Source organism: Pseudomonas sp. G.S.17, from assembly GCF_038096165.1.
Classification (GTDB): Bacteria; Pseudomonadota; Gammaproteobacteria; order Pseudomonadales; family Pseudomonadaceae; genus Aquipseudomonas.
The window spans coordinates 5496523-5515149 of the sequence record NZ_CP151076.1; the positions used below are offsets into that span (position 1 = coordinate 5496523).

At 54.2% G+C, this 18627-nt stretch carries 17 protein-coding genes; 12 read left to right on the forward strand and 5 right to left on the reverse strand.

What is annotated here, in order from left to right; all coding sequences use genetic code 11:
- The first annotated feature begins 802 nt into the window (after positions 1-802).
- On the forward strand, positions 803-1321 hold the full coding sequence (locus tag AABC73_RS25535) for a GNAT family N-acetyltransferase (protein ID WP_341521458.1): 519 nt from the start codon (positions 803-805) through the stop codon (positions 1319-1321).
- Between the two features lie 116 nt (positions 1322-1437).
- Here AABC73_RS25535 and AABC73_RS25540 read toward each other — a convergent pair whose 3' ends face one another.
- On the reverse strand, positions 1438-2331 hold the full coding sequence (locus tag AABC73_RS25540; RefSeq protein ID WP_341521459.1) for a LysR substrate-binding domain-containing protein: 894 nt from the start codon (positions 2329-2331) through the stop codon (positions 1438-1440).
- 283 nt (positions 2332-2614) lie between these two features.
- Between AABC73_RS25540 and AABC73_RS25545 the strand changes: the two genes are divergently transcribed.
- The 10 genes from AABC73_RS25545 (at position 2615) to AABC73_RS25590 (ending at position 12297) form a co-directional block, all read left to right on the forward strand.
- Positions 2615-3646: an ABC transporter substrate-binding protein gene (locus AABC73_RS25545; RefSeq protein ID WP_341521460.1), complete on the forward strand. Its 1032-nt coding sequence runs from the start codon at positions 2615-2617 to the stop codon at positions 3644-3646.
- 82 nt (positions 3647-3728) lie between these two features.
- Positions 3729-4811: an ABC transporter ATP-binding protein gene (locus tag AABC73_RS25550; RefSeq protein WP_341521461.1), complete on the forward strand. Its 1083-nt coding sequence runs from the start codon at positions 3729-3731 to the stop codon at positions 4809-4811.
- On the forward strand, positions 4808-5707 hold the full coding sequence (locus AABC73_RS25555; RefSeq protein ID WP_341521462.1) for an ABC transporter permease: 900 nt from the start codon (positions 4808-4810) through the stop codon (positions 5705-5707). Before AABC73_RS25550 ends, AABC73_RS25555 begins: the two co-directional genes overlap by 4 nt.
- A 1-nt stretch (position 5708) precedes the next feature.
- Positions 5709-6506, forward strand: a complete 798-nt coding sequence (locus AABC73_RS25560; RefSeq protein ID WP_341521463.1) for an ABC transporter permease — start codon at positions 5709-5711, stop codon at positions 6504-6506.
- A complete protein-coding gene (locus AABC73_RS25565; protein WP_341521464.1) occupies positions 6503-7603 on the forward strand; it encodes an FAD-dependent oxidoreductase in 1101 nt (366 codons plus the stop codon). Before AABC73_RS25560 ends, AABC73_RS25565 begins: the two co-directional genes overlap by 4 nt.
- Positions 7581-7889 carry a (2Fe-2S)-binding protein gene (locus AABC73_RS25570; protein ID WP_080482293.1) on the forward strand — a complete coding sequence of 103 codons (309 nt, stop codon included), beginning with the start codon at positions 7581-7583 and terminating at the stop codon, positions 7887-7889. The genes AABC73_RS25565 and AABC73_RS25570 overlap by 23 nt, the downstream gene beginning before the upstream one ends.
- On the forward strand, positions 7886-9319 hold the full coding sequence (locus tag AABC73_RS25575) for an FAD/NAD(P)-binding oxidoreductase (RefSeq protein ID WP_341521465.1): 1434 nt from the start codon (positions 7886-7888) through the stop codon (positions 9317-9319). Before AABC73_RS25570 ends, AABC73_RS25575 begins: the two co-directional genes overlap by 4 nt.
- Before the next feature lie 80 nt (positions 9320-9399).
- Positions 9400-9753, forward strand: a complete 354-nt coding sequence (locus AABC73_RS25580; protein WP_341521466.1) for a RidA family protein — start codon at positions 9400-9402, stop codon at positions 9751-9753.
- 34 nt (positions 9754-9787) lie between these two features.
- Positions 9788-11320: a histidine ammonia-lyase gene (hutH, locus tag AABC73_RS25585; protein ID WP_341521467.1), complete on the forward strand. Its 1533-nt coding sequence runs from the start codon at positions 9788-9790 to the stop codon at positions 11318-11320.
- Between the two features lie 95 nt (positions 11321-11415).
- Positions 11416-12297, forward strand: coding sequence for an alpha/beta hydrolase (locus AABC73_RS25590; protein WP_341521468.1), 882 nt, complete (start codon positions 11416-11418; stop codon positions 12295-12297).
- Between the two features lie 601 nt (positions 12298-12898).
- Here the strand turns inward: AABC73_RS25590 and AABC73_RS25595 are convergent.
- Complete coding sequence (locus AABC73_RS25595) at positions 12899-13522, reverse strand: substrate binding domain-containing protein (RefSeq protein WP_341521469.1); 624 nt, start codon at positions 13520-13522, stop codon at positions 12899-12901.
- Between the two features lie 45 nt (positions 13523-13567).
- Between AABC73_RS25595 and AABC73_RS25600 the strand changes: the two genes are divergently transcribed.
- Positions 13568-14587 carry an NADP-dependent oxidoreductase gene (locus AABC73_RS25600; RefSeq protein ID WP_341521470.1) on the forward strand — a complete coding sequence of 340 codons (1020 nt, stop codon included), beginning with the start codon at positions 13568-13570 and terminating at the stop codon, positions 14585-14587.
- A 306-nt stretch (positions 14588-14893) separates the two neighbouring features.
- On the opposite strand, the gene AABC73_RS25605 is transcribed toward AABC73_RS25600, so the two are convergent.
- The 3 genes from AABC73_RS25605 to AABC73_RS25615 form a co-directional block, all read right to left on the reverse strand.
- Positions 14894-15838: an alpha/beta hydrolase gene (locus AABC73_RS25605; protein WP_341521471.1), complete on the reverse strand. Its 945-nt coding sequence runs from the start codon at positions 15836-15838 to the stop codon at positions 14894-14896.
- Between the two features lie 52 nt (positions 15839-15890).
- Complete coding sequence (locus AABC73_RS25610) at positions 15891-16502, reverse strand: TetR/AcrR family transcriptional regulator (RefSeq protein WP_341521472.1); 612 nt, start codon at positions 16500-16502, stop codon at positions 15891-15893.
- 692 nt (positions 16503-17194) lie between these two features.
- The gene (locus AABC73_RS25615) at positions 17195-18595 is read right to left on the reverse strand and encodes an MFS transporter (protein ID WP_341521473.1); all 1401 of its coding nucleotides are present in this window, start codon (positions 18593-18595) and stop codon (positions 17195-17197) included.
- Positions 18596-18627 lie beyond the last annotated feature (32 nt).

Genomic DNA, 18627 nt, shown 5'->3' on the forward strand with positions numbered 1-18627 from the left:
GGACTCATGGCGCGCGAGGTTGAAGGCTCAGTAATAGCGCGGTAGGGTGTGACAAGGGTGCCAGTTGGCGAGGAACTGGACGAACTTGTCGACGCCGCAGTAGCCAGGCCAACACTGTGAACAGCATCAACCCTAGCGGCAGCGAGGCGGCGAAAAAACAATCGCCGAAGAGAGAGTCCATGCCGTGCATAGGCGGCATGTCCTGGCTCGTAGATGCCTGACTCATGTGGTGGCGGGAGTGATCCATCACCATGGGATGCCCCATGGATATTGCCTCATCAGACCGTGACGGCTCATTGGAGGCAAACATCTTCTGCAACATCTGCCCGTGCCCAATGCTGCACGCCATGCTGTTAAAGAGCACAAGGAGCAGCAAGGCTTTAGCTAAGTGGCAGAGAGAAGAACGGTACTTATCCATGGCTGCGAAATGTATCACCGCCTCGACGGTAAGGCTAATTACTAACCGGCCTTTTGGAACTTCCACCCCTGTCACGCCATAGCTGGAATCTAATACGTAATTTGTCGTGAGGTTTCCGGCATGATCGAAATGGACGTTTGACCGGAATCCACAAATCCTGTGCTTTCTGCCATTTATGACTGTCCGCTATGGGCTCGGTTTGGCCTGTCGCACCGCTTGCTTCGGGTCGAGCCCAGCCAGTCATGGAGATCATGTGCACTGGTCAAGTCGGATGCAAACGGCTGGTCAAGTTGAATGCAAACAGGTGGTCACGTCCATGCAAATACTCACCATACACTGAGTGGCCAGAAGGGCGGTTTTATACGCCGCCAAAGAGGAAAAACTATGCATCGAACAACTGCTCGCCTGGTGGTAAGACCGCCAACCGCCGATGATCTGGAAAGTCTTTTCACCATCTACGGTGACCCTGCAACTCACCAGTTCAACCCTTCCGGACCCTTGCGGGATCTCGGCCAAGCTGAGGCTCTTCTTCATGTCTGGTTGAAGCACTGGGAAGACAAGGGCTATGGCCAGTGGGCAATTTCGACGTGTGAAGCTCCGCAGAACTTGATTGGCTTCGGAGGCCTCGATGCTCGAATGTACGTCGACGTTGAGCGTCTGAATCTCGGGTATCGATTTGCCGCCACGGCTTGGGGCAAAGGATATGCGACAGAGCTCAGCCAAGCAGCACTTGATTACGGTTTTGAGGAGCTTGGCTTAAATGAAGTCTTTGCGGTGGTGCGGCCCAACCATTCGGCCTCGATCCGTGTTTTGGAAAAGATTGGTATGCGGATTGTCGATTTTTTGGATGACGTTCCAGGGCAGCCGCCTAGCCTGGTATTCAAAGCCAGACGGTCAGGCTGAACAGCTAAGCTACGCGGGCCCGCGTAAGGGATCGCGCACGGTTGAGTTTTTTCAGGCAGCGCACTTAGCAAAATAGCTTCGGTGTTCGGTCTTACGGTATCGGAGCAGCCACTCAATTAAGGCAATGACGGTAAGAGCTTCATCTTATTTTTGACGAACGCGAGAAACGCTTTTGTCAGGCGTGATGGAGTCATTCGTTCGGAGGTTACGATGGCATATTCAAAGTCAAGCTCGGGTGCAAACGGTCTTACCACCACCTTATTACCGAGCGTGTTGGCTACTGCCGGGTCTATGATGGACACGCCTGCGCCGCAGCTAACAAAGGACGCGATAGCCGCTGACAGCTGGCATTCGATGTTTAGCTGGCGCTCTATCTGGCGGTTTGCGAATAGCTCATCGATGATGCGTCGGGTGTCCAGTTCTTTGGGGAATGAGATAAATGACTCTCCGGCTAAGTCCTCAGGAGTAATGCACTCCAGCTCTGCCAGCCTATGTCCATGGGGCAAAATACATCGCATGGGCGCTGTAAACAGCCGCTCTAGCTTTACGCCAGGCTGCCACGTCGTGTAAGTAATAAAGCCTAAGTCGCATTGCTCGTTAGCCACCATCTCACTCACGACTTTTGTTCCGTGAATTGCGAAAACCACAGTAACGCCCGCATGCAGCGAGATGAACTCTGAGATCCAGGCTGGCAGTAATCCTTCGGCCAACGCGGGGGCGCAGCATACGGTCAAAGCGCCTTTGTTTACCGAGCGAATCTGACGCGCTGCATGAGCAATCCTCTCCACTCCGACAAAAGAGCGCTCCACCTCCCGATACAGCAGCGCGGCATCAGAGGTCGGAAACAGCCGACCTTTCTCCCGTGTAAAAAGCTTGAAACCCACTTCCTCCTCAAGATCGACGATCAATCGGGTCACGGCAGGCTGGGTGATACTCATCATCTCTGCTGCGCTGGTGACTGAATGTCTGAGCATCACTGCACGAAAGGCTTCGAGCTGTCTGTTTTTCATTTCTTTTCTCTTTATCATATCTAGACATTAATATGCGCTAACTTGGCGCGCTAGCGCACTGTATAGGTGCATTTGCAGCCAGATACAGGTGATTAACTCCTAGATATGCCAATTTATCAAAGCAAAATAGCAGAAAGATGCTAATCATTCTGTTTGTATAGGTCATAACATTTGGACATTGGTTTTGTGTGAAAGGTAATTGGATCTCTTGGTTACTAGGGCAGACACTAGGTTTGCCCGGAATGTGCGGGCATTGACAGTGGCACTCAAATCAGGAGTCAACATGATCAGAAGATTCGCCCCCGCACTCGTCGCGGCATCACTGTTCGCAAGTCACGTCCAAGCAGACCAGCCCATTCTGTACGTTGCTGTTTTTGGTGGTTCTTTTGAGAAACTGCTCAAAGAGCAGATCGTGCCGGACTTCGAAAAGCTGACCAGCAGCAAGGTGATTCTGGTCCCGGGCGATACGACAACCACTATGGCACGCATGCAGGCTCAGAAAGGTAAGCAGACTTTGGACGTTGCCTTCCTGGACGATGGCCCGATGTCCCAGGCTGCTCAGTTGGGTTATTGCGAGACGTTGACCGATGCTCCAATTTACAAGGACTTATTCGACGTCGCTCACTTCAAAAGTAATAAGGCTGTGACCATCGGGCTCAACGGTACTGGCATTGTTTACAACGAGCGAGTATTCGCGGCCAAGGGATGGCCCCCCCCCACGTCGTGGAAAGATTTGGCGAACCCTTTATATAAAGGGCACGTTCAGTTTCCAAGCATCACGAACGGTTACGGTCTCGAGGGCCTGGTGATGTTTGCGCGCCTCAATGGTGGGGGCGAGCAGACCATCGAGCCGGGGTTTACTGCGATAAAGACGAGCGTGGCACCTAATGTTCTGTCCTTCGATCCATCACCTGGAAAAATTTCCGAACTGTTCCAGAACGACAGCCTCTGGATTGGCGTTTGGGGGTCCGGTCGCACCCAAGCATTGCGCAATCAAGGCGTACCGGTGAAGTTCGTCGCTCCTAAAGAAGGGGCTATGGCCTTAGGACTAAGCGTGTGCCCGGTCAAGCATGAGACCGTAAATACTTTGGCTCAGAAGTTTGTCCAGTACACCTTGAGTCCGGAAGTACAGGTGCTTTTTGCTGATGGAGAAGGTGTGGCGCCAGTCAATAAGCACACCAAGTTACCACCTGCAGTTCTGGCAAAGGTTCCAGATCAAGAGACCGTTGAGGGAATGCTCAGCGTTGATTGGGACGTGGTAAATGCCATGCGACCTGCCTGGATACAGCAGTGGAATCGTCAGATCGAACAATAAAATCTACATAACAGGCGGTGCGGCTGAAAGCCGCCCTACCTGAGATGACATCTGTACGGACAAGCAAAAAGCGAGTCAGCAAATGAGTTATTTGATTATCGAAGGCCTGAGCAAGTCCTACGGGGATGTGAGGGTCCTGCATGGAATCAATCTAAATATCGAACAGGGCGAATTCATTTCTCTGCTGGGGCCCTCGGGGTGTGGAAAGACAACTACGTTGCAAATGATCGCAGGCTTCCTCGAGCCCAGCGATGGCGATATCCGTTTACAGGGCAAGTCGTTATTGGGTCAGCCGCCAGCCCAGCGTGGCTTAGGCGTCGTGTTTCAAAGTTATGCGCTGTTTGCGCACATGACTGTTCGGGAAAATATTGAATTCGGCCTCCAAATGCGCGGGGTTGCACGGGCCGAGCGAACGCGGCAAGTAAACCAGTCACTGGAGTTGGTGCAACTGGGCGCCCATGCTGAAAAGTTTCCGCGCGACCTTTCCGGCGGTCAGCGGCAGCGCGTCGCATTGGCCAGGGCTTTGGTCATTAAGCCACCGTTGCTTTTGCTTGACGAACCTCTATCCAATCTGGACGCCAAGCTGCGTCACGATATGCAGACTGAGCTGCAAAGCATTCAACGCCAAGTGGGGACAACGACGATCATGGTCACTCATGATCAGGATGAGGCCTTGGCCATGAGCGATCGAGTTGCCCTGCTAGATCGTGGTCGCATTGTGCGTTTTGATAAACCCAATCATCTCTATGACGATCCAGGTTCGCGCTTTGCTGCTGATTTCATCGGCCGCGCCAATCTGTTAACTGGCGAGATCGTGCTGCGGGGCAGTCAGCGACAATTCGTCTGTGGCGTAGGCAGTCTTAACCTCAATGCTGAAATCCCCTGTGGTCGCGCGACGTTGTCCTTGCGGCCTGAGCGAATTGACCTTGTTGATAGTTCGAATGCCGTTCTTCGTGGTCAGGTAATGGGATGCGTGTTTAAGGGGAATTGCTGGCTGGTCACGGTCATGACCGAGCTTGGGGTTCTGCATGTTATGCGTGCAAATCGCGGTCAGCTTGCCGTGTTGCCTGGTGAACATGTCGGTCTAGCGTGGGAGCCTTCGGCTCTACGTCACTTGATTATTAGTAATGATTCAGCAGCGACCTCTTCTGGGGTGGAACCATGAATCAAGTTTCTGTATTGGCTCCTCGGCGGAAAGCCTTCTCTTTTAGTAGCCGTGCACTGTTACTGCTACTGCCAGCGAGTCTATTGTTCATCGCTCTCCTCGCAATTCCAATGTTGATGATGGGCGAATTAAGCCTGTACAGTTTTGATATAACTACCAGCACCATGTTGCCTGCCCGCTCGTTGCATAACTACGCCTTAGTCCTAGTCGATCCTTATTACCAAACGATTTTTCTGCGCACCTTGGGGCTGGCGTTAGCTGTCACAGTGGGCGCAGTGGTGCTTGGCGTCCCAGAGGCTTACATCATCTATCGGATGCGGCCCCGCTGGCGTACGTGCTTCCTGATCCTGACCTTGGCTCCGTTGCTGATCTCTGCGGTTGTCAGGACTCTCGGCTGGTCGATCTTGCTCAGTCAGAACGGAATCATTGGTAGCGTGCTCGTGTGGTTGGGGCTGATGGATAGCAATGCACAACTGCTGTTCTCGTTTTGGGCTGTGGTTGTGGTTCTGATCCATGCCTTAGTGCCGTTGGTCATTTTGTCAGTCTGGACCTCGTTGCAAGGCATAGACCCTCAGAGTTGTGATGCTGCCCTTAGCCTGGGTGCTGGACAACTGACGGTCTGGCGTCGAATCGTATTGCCCCAAGTGTTGCCTGGTGTGTTGTCCGGGAGCCTGATGACATTCGCCCTTAGTGCTAGTGCGTTTGCTACCCCGGCGCTGATTGGCGGCCGACGTTTGAAGGTCGCAGCAACCGCTGCTTACGATGAGTTTCTCAATACCCTGAACTGGCCGATGGGCGCGACCATCGCGGTTCTATTGCTGCTGATTAACCTTCTGGTGATTGGGGTGTACGGCAAGTTAGTCGAACGTCGAATTCAAAAACGGCTGGGGCGCTGACATGAACAAAAATGGAGTCTTGGCGCTCGTTTTTCACAGCATTTTTTCAGTGTTCCTGGCAGCACCTTTGGTCGTCGTGTGTCTGGTCGCTTTTACACCGGATAACATGTTGACCATTCCGACACTGCACTTTTCACTGCGCTGGTTCGTAGCGCTGTTCAATGACAACGGTTTTATCACTGCATTCTGGAACAGCATTATTCTGGCGACTCTTTCCGCGACAGGGGCCGCGCTACTAGGTGTTCCTGCTGCTATGGGATTGTCTCGTTACCAGTTTCCCGGTCGGGCGGCTCTGAACGGTTTGCTGTTGTCGCCGTTGATGATTCCTCCTGTAGTTCTCGGCGTTGCGTTGCTGCGGCTATTTAATGAATTCAACGTGAACGGTTCGTTTAGCTCGTTGGTATTGGCTCACGTGATGTTGATCTTTCCTTACTCGCTGCGCCTGATCATGGCGTCGATGGTGAGTCTTTCTCGTGAGCCTGAGCATGCAGCGATGTCTCTAGGCGCTAGCGCCTGGACGACCTTTCGGCGCATCACGTTTCCCTCGCTTCTCCCTGGAATACTTGGCGGTTGGGTGCTGGCGTTTGCCAGTAGTTTTGACGAACTGACTGCCACCATATTCCTCGCTTCCCCCGCGACAATCACCTTGCCAGTGCGGATCTATATGAGCATGACCGAAACCGTTGATCCCATGGTCGCGGCCGTGGCAGTCGTGATCATCGCGGTGACCTTGGGCTTGATGATCGTGCTTGACCGACTGGTAGGGCTGGACAAAGTTTTAATGGGAAAAAAATCATGAAGATCGATTACGACTACGTAGTGGTCGGTGGCGGGCTGGTGGGGATGGCCATCGCTTATGGACTGGCTAAACGAGGTGTCAGAACTCTGGTGCTGGATGGCGAGGACTCAAGCATACGCGCCGCCCGAGGCAACTTCGGCCTGGTATGGGTCTCGAGTAAGGGTTCCAAGCAAATCGATTATGCACGCTGGTCATTGGAGTCCTCGCAGCTTTGGCCCGGCTTCTGCCAAGAACTTGAAGACGCCAGTGGTATGAAACTGGGGTACGAAAAACCCGGCGGGATGATGATCGCGATGAGCGAGCAAGGTCTGGCCAGCAGTGCAGCGGGGCTGGCAAAACTCCATGCGCAAGACAACAGATTGACCTATGAAGTCCTAGATAACGCGCAGTTGAAGGAGCGTATACCAGCGATCGGCGCCGACGTGACCGGGGCCGTCTACTCGCCCCACGACGGGCACGTCAGTCCGCTCTATACATTACGCGGCCTTTTCGCGGGCTTTGAGCAGGCCGGAGGCGTCTATAAGACCGACTCACGTGTCGATTTGATTGTTCCGCATGAGGGTGGTTTCCGGCTAACCGTGGGCAAACAGGTAATCGATGCTGGAAAAGTTGTTCTGTGTGCCGGCCTTGGGAATCGTGAATTGGCACCTATGGTGGGCCTGCGCGCTCCTGTAGTGCCGCTTCGGGGGCAAATTCTAGTGACCGAGCGGGTCAAACGGTTTCTTGATTACCCGACCATCTCTGTACGCCAGACGGCCGAGGGTTCGCTGTTATTGGGAGAGTCCGCTGAGGATGTGGATATGGATGACGGTGTAACCCCTGGGGTCATTGCTCATATCGCACAGAAAGCAATTGCGCCGTTTCCCATGCTCAAAAACGTCCGCGTTGTACGAGCTTGGGGTTCGCTGCGGATTATGACCCCTGACAGCATGCCGATTTACGAAGAATCACTCACCCATCCTGGTGCGTTTGTTGCCATGTGCCATAGCGGCGTGACGCTGGCGGCAGCCCATTGCGAAAAACTCGTGCCCTGGCTGATGGGTGCTCCACGTCCCTCTCTTCTCGATTACTTCTATGCCAAACGTTTCGCTATTTAACGCGCGCGCCAGTGCGCCATCCACTCAGGTTTCAATCCTGATAAATGGGCATGACTTTTCAGTGCCTGAATACATGACAGTAGCGGCTGCGTTGCTGAGTGTAGGCATCACTCAGGTTCGCGAGACACCGGTGTCGAATGCTCCGAGGGCACCGTTCTGCATGATGGGTGCCTGTTTTGAATGCCTGGTGGAAATTGACGGCGTTCCGAATCAACAGGCCTGTATGACGCTGGTGAAGCCCGGAATGACGATTCGATCCATGATCGGAGCCAGGAGTCTCAAATGAGCATGATCCATGTTGACCTTCTAATCATCGGCGCAGGCCCGGCTGGTATGGCCTGCGCGTTACAGGCCAAAGAGGCGGGCCTTGATGTATTGTTGATGGATGAAAATCCCCTGCCTGGGGGACAGATTTATCGCAGCGTCTCCCAGTCTCCTCTGGCTGACCCCATTTTGTTGGGCAAAGACTATACCGCTGGTGCGGCGCTGGTAGAGCGTTTCCTAGCCAGCAGCGTTACCTACTGGCCAGGTACCTTGGCGTGGCAAATTACCCAGGACCGGCAAGTTAGCTTTACTCGCAATGGACCTAGTGGCGGTAGTGGCCAGATTCAGGCTCGCGCATTAGTGATCGCTAATGGCGCTCAAGAGCGGCCCTCTCCATTTCCGGGCTGGACATTGCCTGGCGTTATGGGAATCGGCGCGGCTCAAACGCTGTTGAAGTCAGCGGCGCTTTTACCGAGCAAGCGCGTTGTACTCGCTGGAAGCGGGCCGTTGCTCTATTTGTTTGCCTGGCAATTGATAAGGTCGGGCAGTTCCGTGGCAGCGATTCTGGACACCACTCCACGAAATAATCGTCTTCCTGCACTTCGCCATTTGTTTTCAGCGTTGCGTGCCCCAGGATATTTACTCAAAGGGCTAGGTCTATTAAGGGCTATTGCCGCAAGTTCTATCCCGCATATCCGTCAGGTCGAAACGCTGGAAGCGCGGGGCGATGGCGCAGTAGATAGCGTTCGCTACTCCGTAGGTGGGTCCTTCACGGATATTGGCTCTGACCTACTGCTGGTCCATCAGGGGGTCATTCCAAATGTTCAGTTGTCCCGCTCTCTGGGTTGTGAGCACTGTTGGGACGAGGTGCAATTATGTTGGCGTCCTGATGCTGATGTTTGGGGTGAAACATCACTGGCGGGAGTTTTCATCGCGGGTGACGGTGCAGGGATTGATGGCGCGAAGGCAGCAGAGCTTTCCGGCGCACTGACAGCACTACGGATCAGTCAACAACTTGGATGTTTGACAGAGAACGTCCGAGATACAAAAGCGCTCAAGCTACAACGTCAGTTAAATCGCCATCAAGCTGTACGGCCATTTCTAGACACGTTGTATCGCCCCGCAGACATTTTTCGTCGTCCCGCAGACCAGACTATTGTTTGCCGGTGCGAAGAAGTCAGTGCGGGTGATATCCGGGCGATGAGCCGACTCGGTTGCAGTGGGCCTAATCAAACGAAATCATTTTCGCGTTGCGGCATGGGCCCATGTCAGGGGCGCATGTGCGGCCTAGTTGTTGCTGAACTCTTGGCCGAGTGCACAAAGGCAACGATGCAGAAGGTAGGTTACTACCGGATTCGGCCTCCGATCAAGCCAGTACAGCTAGTTGACTTGGCAAACGCATATGTTCCGGATGTGAATGCGGTCCCGTTGAAAGAGTTTGCACCTAAGTAGCTTGACCTCTGTTTTAGATCGAAGTGGATGCCTTGGGTGGTTTCTGAGCTTCCTTATTATTAATCCTTCAGGAGTTTAAAGTGAAAGATATTGTTCGTATCGACAGTAATCACCGTATGAGTCGGGCCGTTGTTAGTAATGGTTTTGTGTTCGTTGGCGGCCAAACAGCCGCAGACTCTACACAGGACATCAAAGGCCAGACCGCCCAAGTATTGAAAAAAATAGACGGATTTCTGGAGAAAGCGGGAGTAGACAAAACCCGCATTGTTTCCGCGCAGATATGGCTCGCAGACATTAAGTGCCATTTTTCGGACATGAACGAGGTATGGGATGCGTGGGTGCCGCAAGGGCATACGCCCGCCCGTGCTACGGTCGAGTCGCGACTGGCTTTGCCAGAGCTGCTGATAGAAATCACAGTTGTAGCGGCTGTCTAGTCTTTCTAGGTCAACACCGTTTTAGAGGAATGCTATGAACAAGCTCGAAATAACTCCTGGGCAAATGACCTTACGGGAGTTGAGGAGTGTCTACGCCAGCCCTACAAAACTGACGCTTGCGAAGCACGCTTCAGACGATATAGCGGCGAGTGTCCGCTGCGTCGAAAGCATCCTCAGCGAGGGGCGTACAGCTTACGGGATCAATACCGGTTTTGGATTACTCGCTTCTACGCGGATTGCCACTTCTGATCTGGAAAACCTTCAGCGTTCGCTGGTGCTCTCCCATGCTGCCGGGGTTGGAGAGGCGTTGGATGATGCTATGGTTCGACTGATCATGGTACTGAAGGTCAATAGCCTCGCGAGGGGATACTCGGGGATTCGCAAGATTGTCATTGATGCGATAGTTTCTTTGATTAACGCTGAGGTATACCCACACATCCCGGCGAAGGGCTCTGTGGGCGCCTCAGGCGACTTGGCACCGCTAGCGCACATGTCCCTGATTCTCATAGGTGAAGGCAAAGCCAGATTCCAAGGGCGCTGGGTGTCTGCGGGTGAGGCGCTGCAACAGGCCGGAATTGAGTCTGTCACGCTTGCAGCAAAAGAAGGCCTGGCGCTTCTGAATGGCACTCAAGTATCAACGGCATACGCGTTACGTGGACTGTTCGAAGCGGAAGATTTGTTCGCAGCAGCTACGGTATGTGGTGCCTTGAGTGTAGAGGCCCTGTTAGGTTCTCGTTCTCCGTTTGATGCACGTATCCATGCGGCACGAGGGCAGCTTGGACAGATCGCCGTGGCCAGCGCCTATCGTGAGCTGCTGACGCCTTCTACTGAAATCTCTGAGTCGCATGCTGAGTGCGGTAAGGTTCAAGATCCTTATTCACTGAGGTGCCAACCGCAGGTCATGGGAGCGTGTCTTACACAACTGCGCAACGCTTGCGACATCTTGGCAATTGAATCGAACGCCGTGTCAGACAACCCACTTGTCTTCGCAAACGAGGGAGATGTGATCTCAGGTGGGAATTTCCACGCAGAGCCTGTCGCAATGGCAGCAGATAATATTGCGTTGGCAATCGCCGAAATGGGGGCTCTATCAGAAAGACGCACGTCCTTGATGATGGACAAACACATGTCGCAGTTACCCTCATTTCTGGTTGCAAACGGGGGGGTAAACTCAGGCTTCATGATTGCCCAAGTTACCGCCGCCGCGTTGGCGAGTGACAACAAGGCGCTTGCCCACCCGCATAGTGTTGACAGCCTGCCGACTTCTGCTAACCAGGAGGATCATGTGTCGATGGCCCCCAACGCAGGGCGCCGGCTATGGGCGATGGCTGAAAACACGCGCGGAGTTATCGCGATTGAATGGCTGGCTGCTTGCCAAGGGCTGGACCTTCGCGACGGGTTAAAAACGTCGCCAATGCTTGAGTGCGCTCGGACGATTTTGAGGGAGAAGGTTGCTTATTACGAAAAAGATCGTTTCTTCGCTCCGGATATTGAAGCCGTCACGATCTTACTCGCTGATAATGCCTTGCATAGTCTCGTGCCCCAGGAATTACTTTTGAATTTTTAGTTCTTCGGATTGATTTCTTCTCCTTCCTGTCGACTTGAGTGTGTGCTGAAATGACTCAGAGTCATACCTTTGGTAATTAAAAAAGGAATTAAAATATGCGCGTCTTTGCTCTGGTGTTTTTGTTGTTGATGTCGTTTTTTTCAATCGCGCAGGCTGCGATGATCAAAGTGTCTAATGATCTGGATATTCACTATGAAAGCTCCGGACAGGGGGAGAACGTCATACTTCTTGTGCCAGGCTGGACCATGAGCACGGAAGTGTATGCACATCAGTTGGAGCATTTCAAAGACTCTAAAGATTATAAGTTAATAGTTATCGATCCCCGGAGTCAGGGCCTGTCGACCCATACAGTCGAAGGGAATTTCTATGAGCAGCACGGTCGTGATATTGCTGATTTTATGAAAGCCCTCGACTTACATAACGTTGTGTTGGGTGGCTGGTCCTACGGAGGCTTTGATATTTTAGCGTATGTGCATCAGTTTGGGACGGACAACCTCAAAGGATTTATTATGATGGATTCTGTACCCAAATGTCTTGGGGGCGATGATCCAAAGCACTCGAGTGACTGGTATTGGTTTACGTCTGATGGTTCGGACGGAGTACGGGAGCACTTCACACAAGGCGTATTGTTACGTCGTGAGCAGCTGAACGATGAGTTTGCACGTTACATGGTTGATAACCCACATCCAGAGTACATTAAGTGGATAACGCGGATTAGCAATCAGACGGGAGATGGTGTTGCTGCCTTGCTGAATGAGTCTGGCTCCTATCAAAACTACGAAACCGACCTCAAGGGGATGGAAGGAAAGGTACCTCTGTTTTATTACATGAGTCAAAAAAGTCAGCGTGTGGATGAGTGGAGTAAAATTAATACGCCGTCAGCAACGATAGTAAAGTTTGGGAAGCATCTGTCTTTTTGGGAGTATCCTGAACACTTCAACGACGCGCTGGATAAATTTCTAACTGACATTAAGTAATTGATATCTGTGCTAAGGGCGGGAGTAAGCGCGCCTTTGCAGTCCAACGCAGCCTTACGGCTTTGGAGTAGAACAGATAAGCACAGTGCGGCTGCGCCGCACCGAACACGGCGACCACACGTGCCAGAGCGGTGTCAGTGCCGGCGCGCATGTCCATGGGCTCGGTGGCGAGCCAGATGGAGTCGATGCGGATCATCGTGTCAGACCGCGAACAAACCGGGCACATCCCGCAGGGTCAGCAGCGGGCCACGTCACCGTCAAGGCCCCTTGCTCGTACGGGATCTCGATGCTGACCGATGTATCAGCCGCTTCCTGAGCCTTGGGGGCTAGGTGTAAGGGCACAAAGGCGGGCAAATTGGCGAGCGCATTATTACGCTTGGGTGGCAGCCATCTACGGTGTTATCGCCAGCACAGAATGGACCTAGTTACCGAGACTTCATTGACCCAGGCTCCTACCTTGTGAAGCATTACCTGTGTTAGCTATTCACCGTTTGATGTTGGGTCAGCGTGGCATCGGCAACTGGGTCAATTCGGCGTCAGGCCCAACATATGGCGCTTCACCTGGTCATGTTCCGCCCATGGTCTCGACGCTATCTAATTCTCAGCGAACCTCGATCAGCAGCTCCAAAAATGCGCGCACGGCAGGATTGGTGCGTCGACTCTCAGGCCAAACAGCAGTGATGTTGTTTCGGGTCGCTGCGAACTCGGATAAAACCGGAACTAGCTCCTGCCGACTCAGCCTGGAAGCCACCATGAAACTTGCCGCCATCCCTATGCCAGCGCCTGCGACCATAGCCGCAAGCACAGCTTCACTTGCATCAACGATGACAGGCGATGACGGAAGTATCTCGACCTCCTTGTCTGAGATCCGAAACGGCCATCGTAAAGCTTGACCGGAACTTTGATAACGAAGATTGACCGTCTCATGCGCCACTAGCTCATCGGGATGCCGAGGTGTTCCGTACCTGGCCAGATAATCTGGCGAAGCGTAACAACAGAGTGTGTACGACAATAATCTGCGAGAAAGGAGAGACGAGTCCGCAAGCTCACCGATCCGTATCGCCAGATCGATTCCGTCCTCAATCAGGTTCACGTGTTGGTCGCTCAAGCGCAGGTCTATCAGCACCTTTGGGTATCGTCGACGAAACGCTGTGATGGCGGGCGCGAGCACGTGCAGCCCGATGGGAAGTGACGCCGCTACCCGCCCTATTATCAACGCTCTCATCAGCGTTTAGGCTGAGTCATACCCATCGAAACGAACGAGGTTGTGATGAGCGAAACGATGAAGGCGGTGCGATTACATAATTTTGGCGGCCCTGAAGTCTTGCATTACGAAGATGCACCCAGGCCTGTCGCGCTTCCTGGAGAAGTGCTTGTCCGAGTGCACGCAGCGAGCCTCAACCCGCCTGACCTCTATCTGCGGGACGGCTATCGGGCCCTGCCCCCTGAATGGCGGCCCGACGCAAATTTCCCGCTGATTCGGGGCACCGATGTATCTGGAGAGGTGGTAGCAGTTGGCGACGAGGCCTCAAAATTCGATGTCGGCGAGGATGTTTTTGCGATGGTGCGTTTCCCGGATGATCTGATGACGGGCAGCGGCGCCTATGCTCAGTACATACGCGTCAATGAGACCGAGTTGGCTTTGAAGCCCAAGCGTATAGATCACGTCAAGGCAGCAGGCGCGCCCATGTCGCTCCTGACTGCCTGGCAGTTTCTGGTCGAGGTTGGCCATGACGCCCCTAACCCGTTCCAGGCCGTTCAGCATGCCCCCATTCCGCTTGAAGGCAGGACAGTCTTGGTAAACGGGGCTGGAGGCGGTGTGGGGCATCTGATGGTTCAAGTTGCCAAATGGAAAGGTGCACGCGTCATTGCGGTGGCCTCTGGCAAGCATGAAAAGCTGCTTCGCGATTTAGGCGCTGAGGACTTTATCGACCATACCAAGACAGCCGCTGAAGCGGTCGCCAAGAATGTGGACCTGGTCGTTGACGCAGTCGGTGGCCCACATATGGAACGCTTCCTGGGCGTCATCAAACCCGGGGGTGCCCTCTTTTTGGTCAACCCCCTTGGTTTCGGTGGGCACGAAAACGCGGATAAATTGGGAATCACCGTTTCTTCTACGCAGGTGCGCTCCAGTGGTACGCAACTGGAGCAAGCCGGCAAGCTGCTCAACGACGGCACTATCCGCGTGGTGATCGACAGCACATTCCCGCTGGCCCAGGCAGCAGACGCGCACCACCGCGCGTCACAGGGAAGCATCCAGGGAAAGATCGTGCTAGTCGTCAGTGATTGATACCGCCTACGCGAACTGACAGGACCAAGCTGCGGCTGACTTGGACCCGCCACTCGATGACGAACGCGGCCAAGAACGCTTAACTTGATCCAGGCGGAATACCATTCTTGTTGAAGTCCTTGAGTCGTTCCTTTTCCTCCTCGGTGGAGTGAGCCGGAACATCTTCCCTGGGAACTTGTTTCTTCTCTTCTGCCATGACGGTGTCCTCTGACGTGATACAGGTTGGGCACCATCCAGGCTCGGCGGTTCAAAGCGAATCCATCGGACGGATGTCGAGAGCGGACCCCGTCCGTCGTGGATCGAACCTCAGGCTCCCCGCATCTCGTTGAAGAATTCGATTAACTCCGCCGCCACGCGATTCGCAGCCTCCTCTGGTAGATAATGCCCAGCGTTGCTGATGACATGCCCCTTCACGTCGATTGCCAGGGCCCGGAGTGCGTTCACCATATTGTCACCGACGCCGCGCTCGGCACCCAACGCGAGTATCGGGATCTCGAGAGGCACTTCTGCGCGCTTGCGGTTTGCAGCGATTCCGGCAGACGAAAATGCGGCCTGGTAGTAACTCGTCGCTGCACGCAACGCACCTGGCGCGGCAAGCTGTCGTGCATAGACGGCGATGTCTTCTGGTGCGATAACCCATGACTGAAGGGATTTTGCTCGAAATAACCAAGTCAAAAAAGCCTCCTCGCGCCCCGAGATCAGCAGCTGTGGCAGCTCATCCAATTGGTTAAACGCAAAATGCCAGCTGCGCAGATTAGCTTCGGCGACCGGCAGATCCGTACGTGGTGCAGAAAGCCCCGGCACCAGAGCATCGAGCAACGCGATGCGACGAATGTTCGAACGCCAATCCGCTGCCAGCGCATAGGTGATCCACACGCCGACATCATGTGCCGCGACATCGATTGGCCCGTTATCGAACAGGCCCAGTTTGTCTGCAAAGGCGTGAATTTCCGCTGCGACCGTGCCCGCGTCATAGCTACCGATAGGCGCGTCACTTTCACCCATACCTCGAGGATCAACGGCGATGACTCGCCGGCCACTGTTCGCGAGCTCATGCATCACATAACGCCAGGCATACCAACTCTGAGGCCAGCCGGGTATAAGCAGGATTGGAGCGCCCTCTCCCCCCTCCACATAGTGAAGGTTCACGTCACCCACCTGCGTGCTGCCATGATGAAACGTGCCCCAGAAATCGGTGCGCGCAAAGAAGTCCGCACCTACGTACTCAGGTTGTTCAGAATTAGTTGTCATCGTTGCCTCCAGACAATATGGGAATGTTCATTTCCTAATTGAGAAAATTTTTTTAATCGAGCAGTCGCAGCATTTCAAGAATCAGGCCCTGCATATCTTTCGCCGTCGAACCGGTTTTGCCCAAGACTCGCATTCCTTGCTGGAGAGTGAGCAGAAGCCTGGCAGTCACCGCTGCATCCAGTTCTCGACGAACCGAACCATCCGCTTGGCCTACCTCAAGCAATAGGCGCAACTGTGTCTCTCGTTTCTTCTGTTGGGCCGCGATGCGTTTCGCAATCTCAGGGTCTGAAATCGATAGCTCGACCGCGCTCTCGACCACCAAGCATCCAGTGCGCCCAACAGCCCCGCTGCTGAGCTGCGCATACATGGCCAGCAGGGCACTGATCTTGTCGCGCCCGGAGCGCTTGGCGGCAAGGCAGGAACGGATCGCTTCCGCTCGTACTTCCATATAACGGTCGAGCGCCGCGAGAAACAGCCCGCGCTTGTCACCCCAGGCTTTGTAGATGCTTCCCGAGGTCAATTCCAGAGAAGCATGCAGATCCGAGATCGAGGTGCCGTGATAGCCGTGCTCACTGAAGCGAGCGATAGCCTTGTCGAGCGCGGCATCACTGTCGAACTCGCGAGGGCGGCCTGGGCGGCCTGAGGTGTGGGATGTGTTCGTCATGAGCTCAATATAGGGAACGATCGTTTCCGAATCAAGCCACCGACATGGTTACCCGACAAAACGCCAACTAGAATGGGTGGCTGGCAATGAGTCCGGCCCGGCGCTCTATCACATAAGGTGTTTGGCCCAAGAGCCTCAATAACAAGAACCTCAATAAAAAGCGGTCATCCGGAGATGACCGCTTTTTGGAAAACCTGACAACGGTCCCTAATCGCTATCAACGCTTGTCTACATGTAGGCGCTGATGCCGTTTTGACCCCAGGCTGCTGATTTTGAGTAACCTATACGCTGCATCCGAAATCCCGCACAGATACTTCATCCGCGATGTTTTTGGGTAGGTCAATGAATTCCAGCAGTGGGTCAATTTCGCTTCAGCGGTTACACAGAATAGGCAGAAGCGAGTGCGTCAGGCAATGGCTGTCCGAGGGGATGCGTGCGCAAATCTGACTCAGGCTTTTCGCTATATGCCACTTCACCTACCCAGAAGTGCCGCTCATAATAATGACCGGCGAACACACCACACGCCTCGCGAGCTTGAAATCAGCGGACTGGGAAAGCCCGCGATAATGGCGAGCACTCGAAGGAAGCGCTTCGCTCCCCCGCTCCGAGGACAAAATAAATTACCCTTAGTGGATTTTTGGAAAGAATTCAATTACCCCTAACTAGTCAAAGAGGGACAGATTAAATTGCCCTTAACCATAGGCTTCGCACGTTTCGGTCGATGGATTGACCATCCGTTCCAGAGACGCGCGATCCAATAGTGCTGTGTCTAATTTGATATAGATGGCTGCCTCTTCAGCAACCACCACTGCATCCGTTACACCTGCTACAGCCATCAACCGCGCTGCCAGGCCTGCGTCACGCTGCGCTTGCGGCGACAACGGCAAGCGTAGACTCGTGACGTAAGGCGGTTCGCGCATGGTGACTGCGACGGCAAGCCAGATCGCAGCCATGGCCGCTCCGCCGAGGAAAACCACATCGAGCCCGCCATGCTGGAACAACCAGCCGCCGAGTATCCCACCTGCGGCCGAACCAAGGAACTGGCTGGTGGAATAAACTCCCATCGCCGTGCCTTTTCCGCCAGCCGGTGAAACCTTGCTGATCAGTGACGGAAGTGAAGCTTCCAGCAGATTGAACGCGATGAAGAATACCACTGTCCCGATGACCAGCGCTCGCAAGCTATCGCCATACGCCCAGAAGAATAGCTCAGTGAGCATCAGCACGCCCACGGCACCAATCAGCACGCGCTTCATCTGACGCTTTTTCTCACCATAAATGATGAAGGGAATCATTGCGAAAAATGAGATCAGCAGCGCCGTAAGGTAGACCCACCAGTGCTGTTCCTTGGGCAAACCGGCTTTGGTGACCAGCGCCAAAGGCAGGGCTACGAAGCTTGACATGAGCATCGCGTGCAACACGAAGATACCTAAATCCAGGCGCAGCAGGTCTGAGTTGCGTAACGTCGGCCCCAACGCCTGGCGTGCGACACCTGATTCGCGGTGCTGCAAGGTGCCGGTCTTTTTCGGCACCACGAACACGACGATCAAGATTCCGAGCAAGGCCATCCCGCCAGTGGCGAGAAACAGTCCGGACAAACCGAATGCGCGGGTCAGCAACGGGCCGACCACCATCGCCACCGCAAACGACAGGCCAATGGTCATGCCAATCATGGCCATGGCCTTGGTGCGATGCTGTTCCCGGGTCAGATCTGACAGCAAGGCCATCACCGCAGCCGAAATTGCGCCAGCGCCTTGCAGGATGCGTCCAGCGATAATTCCCCAGATCGAGTCGGCGTTGGCCGCGAGCACGCTGCCCAGGGCAAAAATAATCAGCCCGAAATAAATCACCGGGCGCCGGCCGATCCGGTCGGAAAGAACGCCGAACGGAATCTGCAACACCGCCTGGGTCAGGCCGTACGCGCCGATGGCCAGGCCGATCAGCGCCGGACTGGCACCCGCCATGTCCATGCCGTAGGTAGCCAGGACCGGCAAAACCATGAACATGCCAAGCATGCGAAACGCAAACACCAGGGCCAGACCACCTGCTGCGCGGGTCTCGCCGCCACTCATTCGCTCGCTGTGGGGATCGTGCATGGAAAAACCTCATGTGAACCGGCGGCGATTCT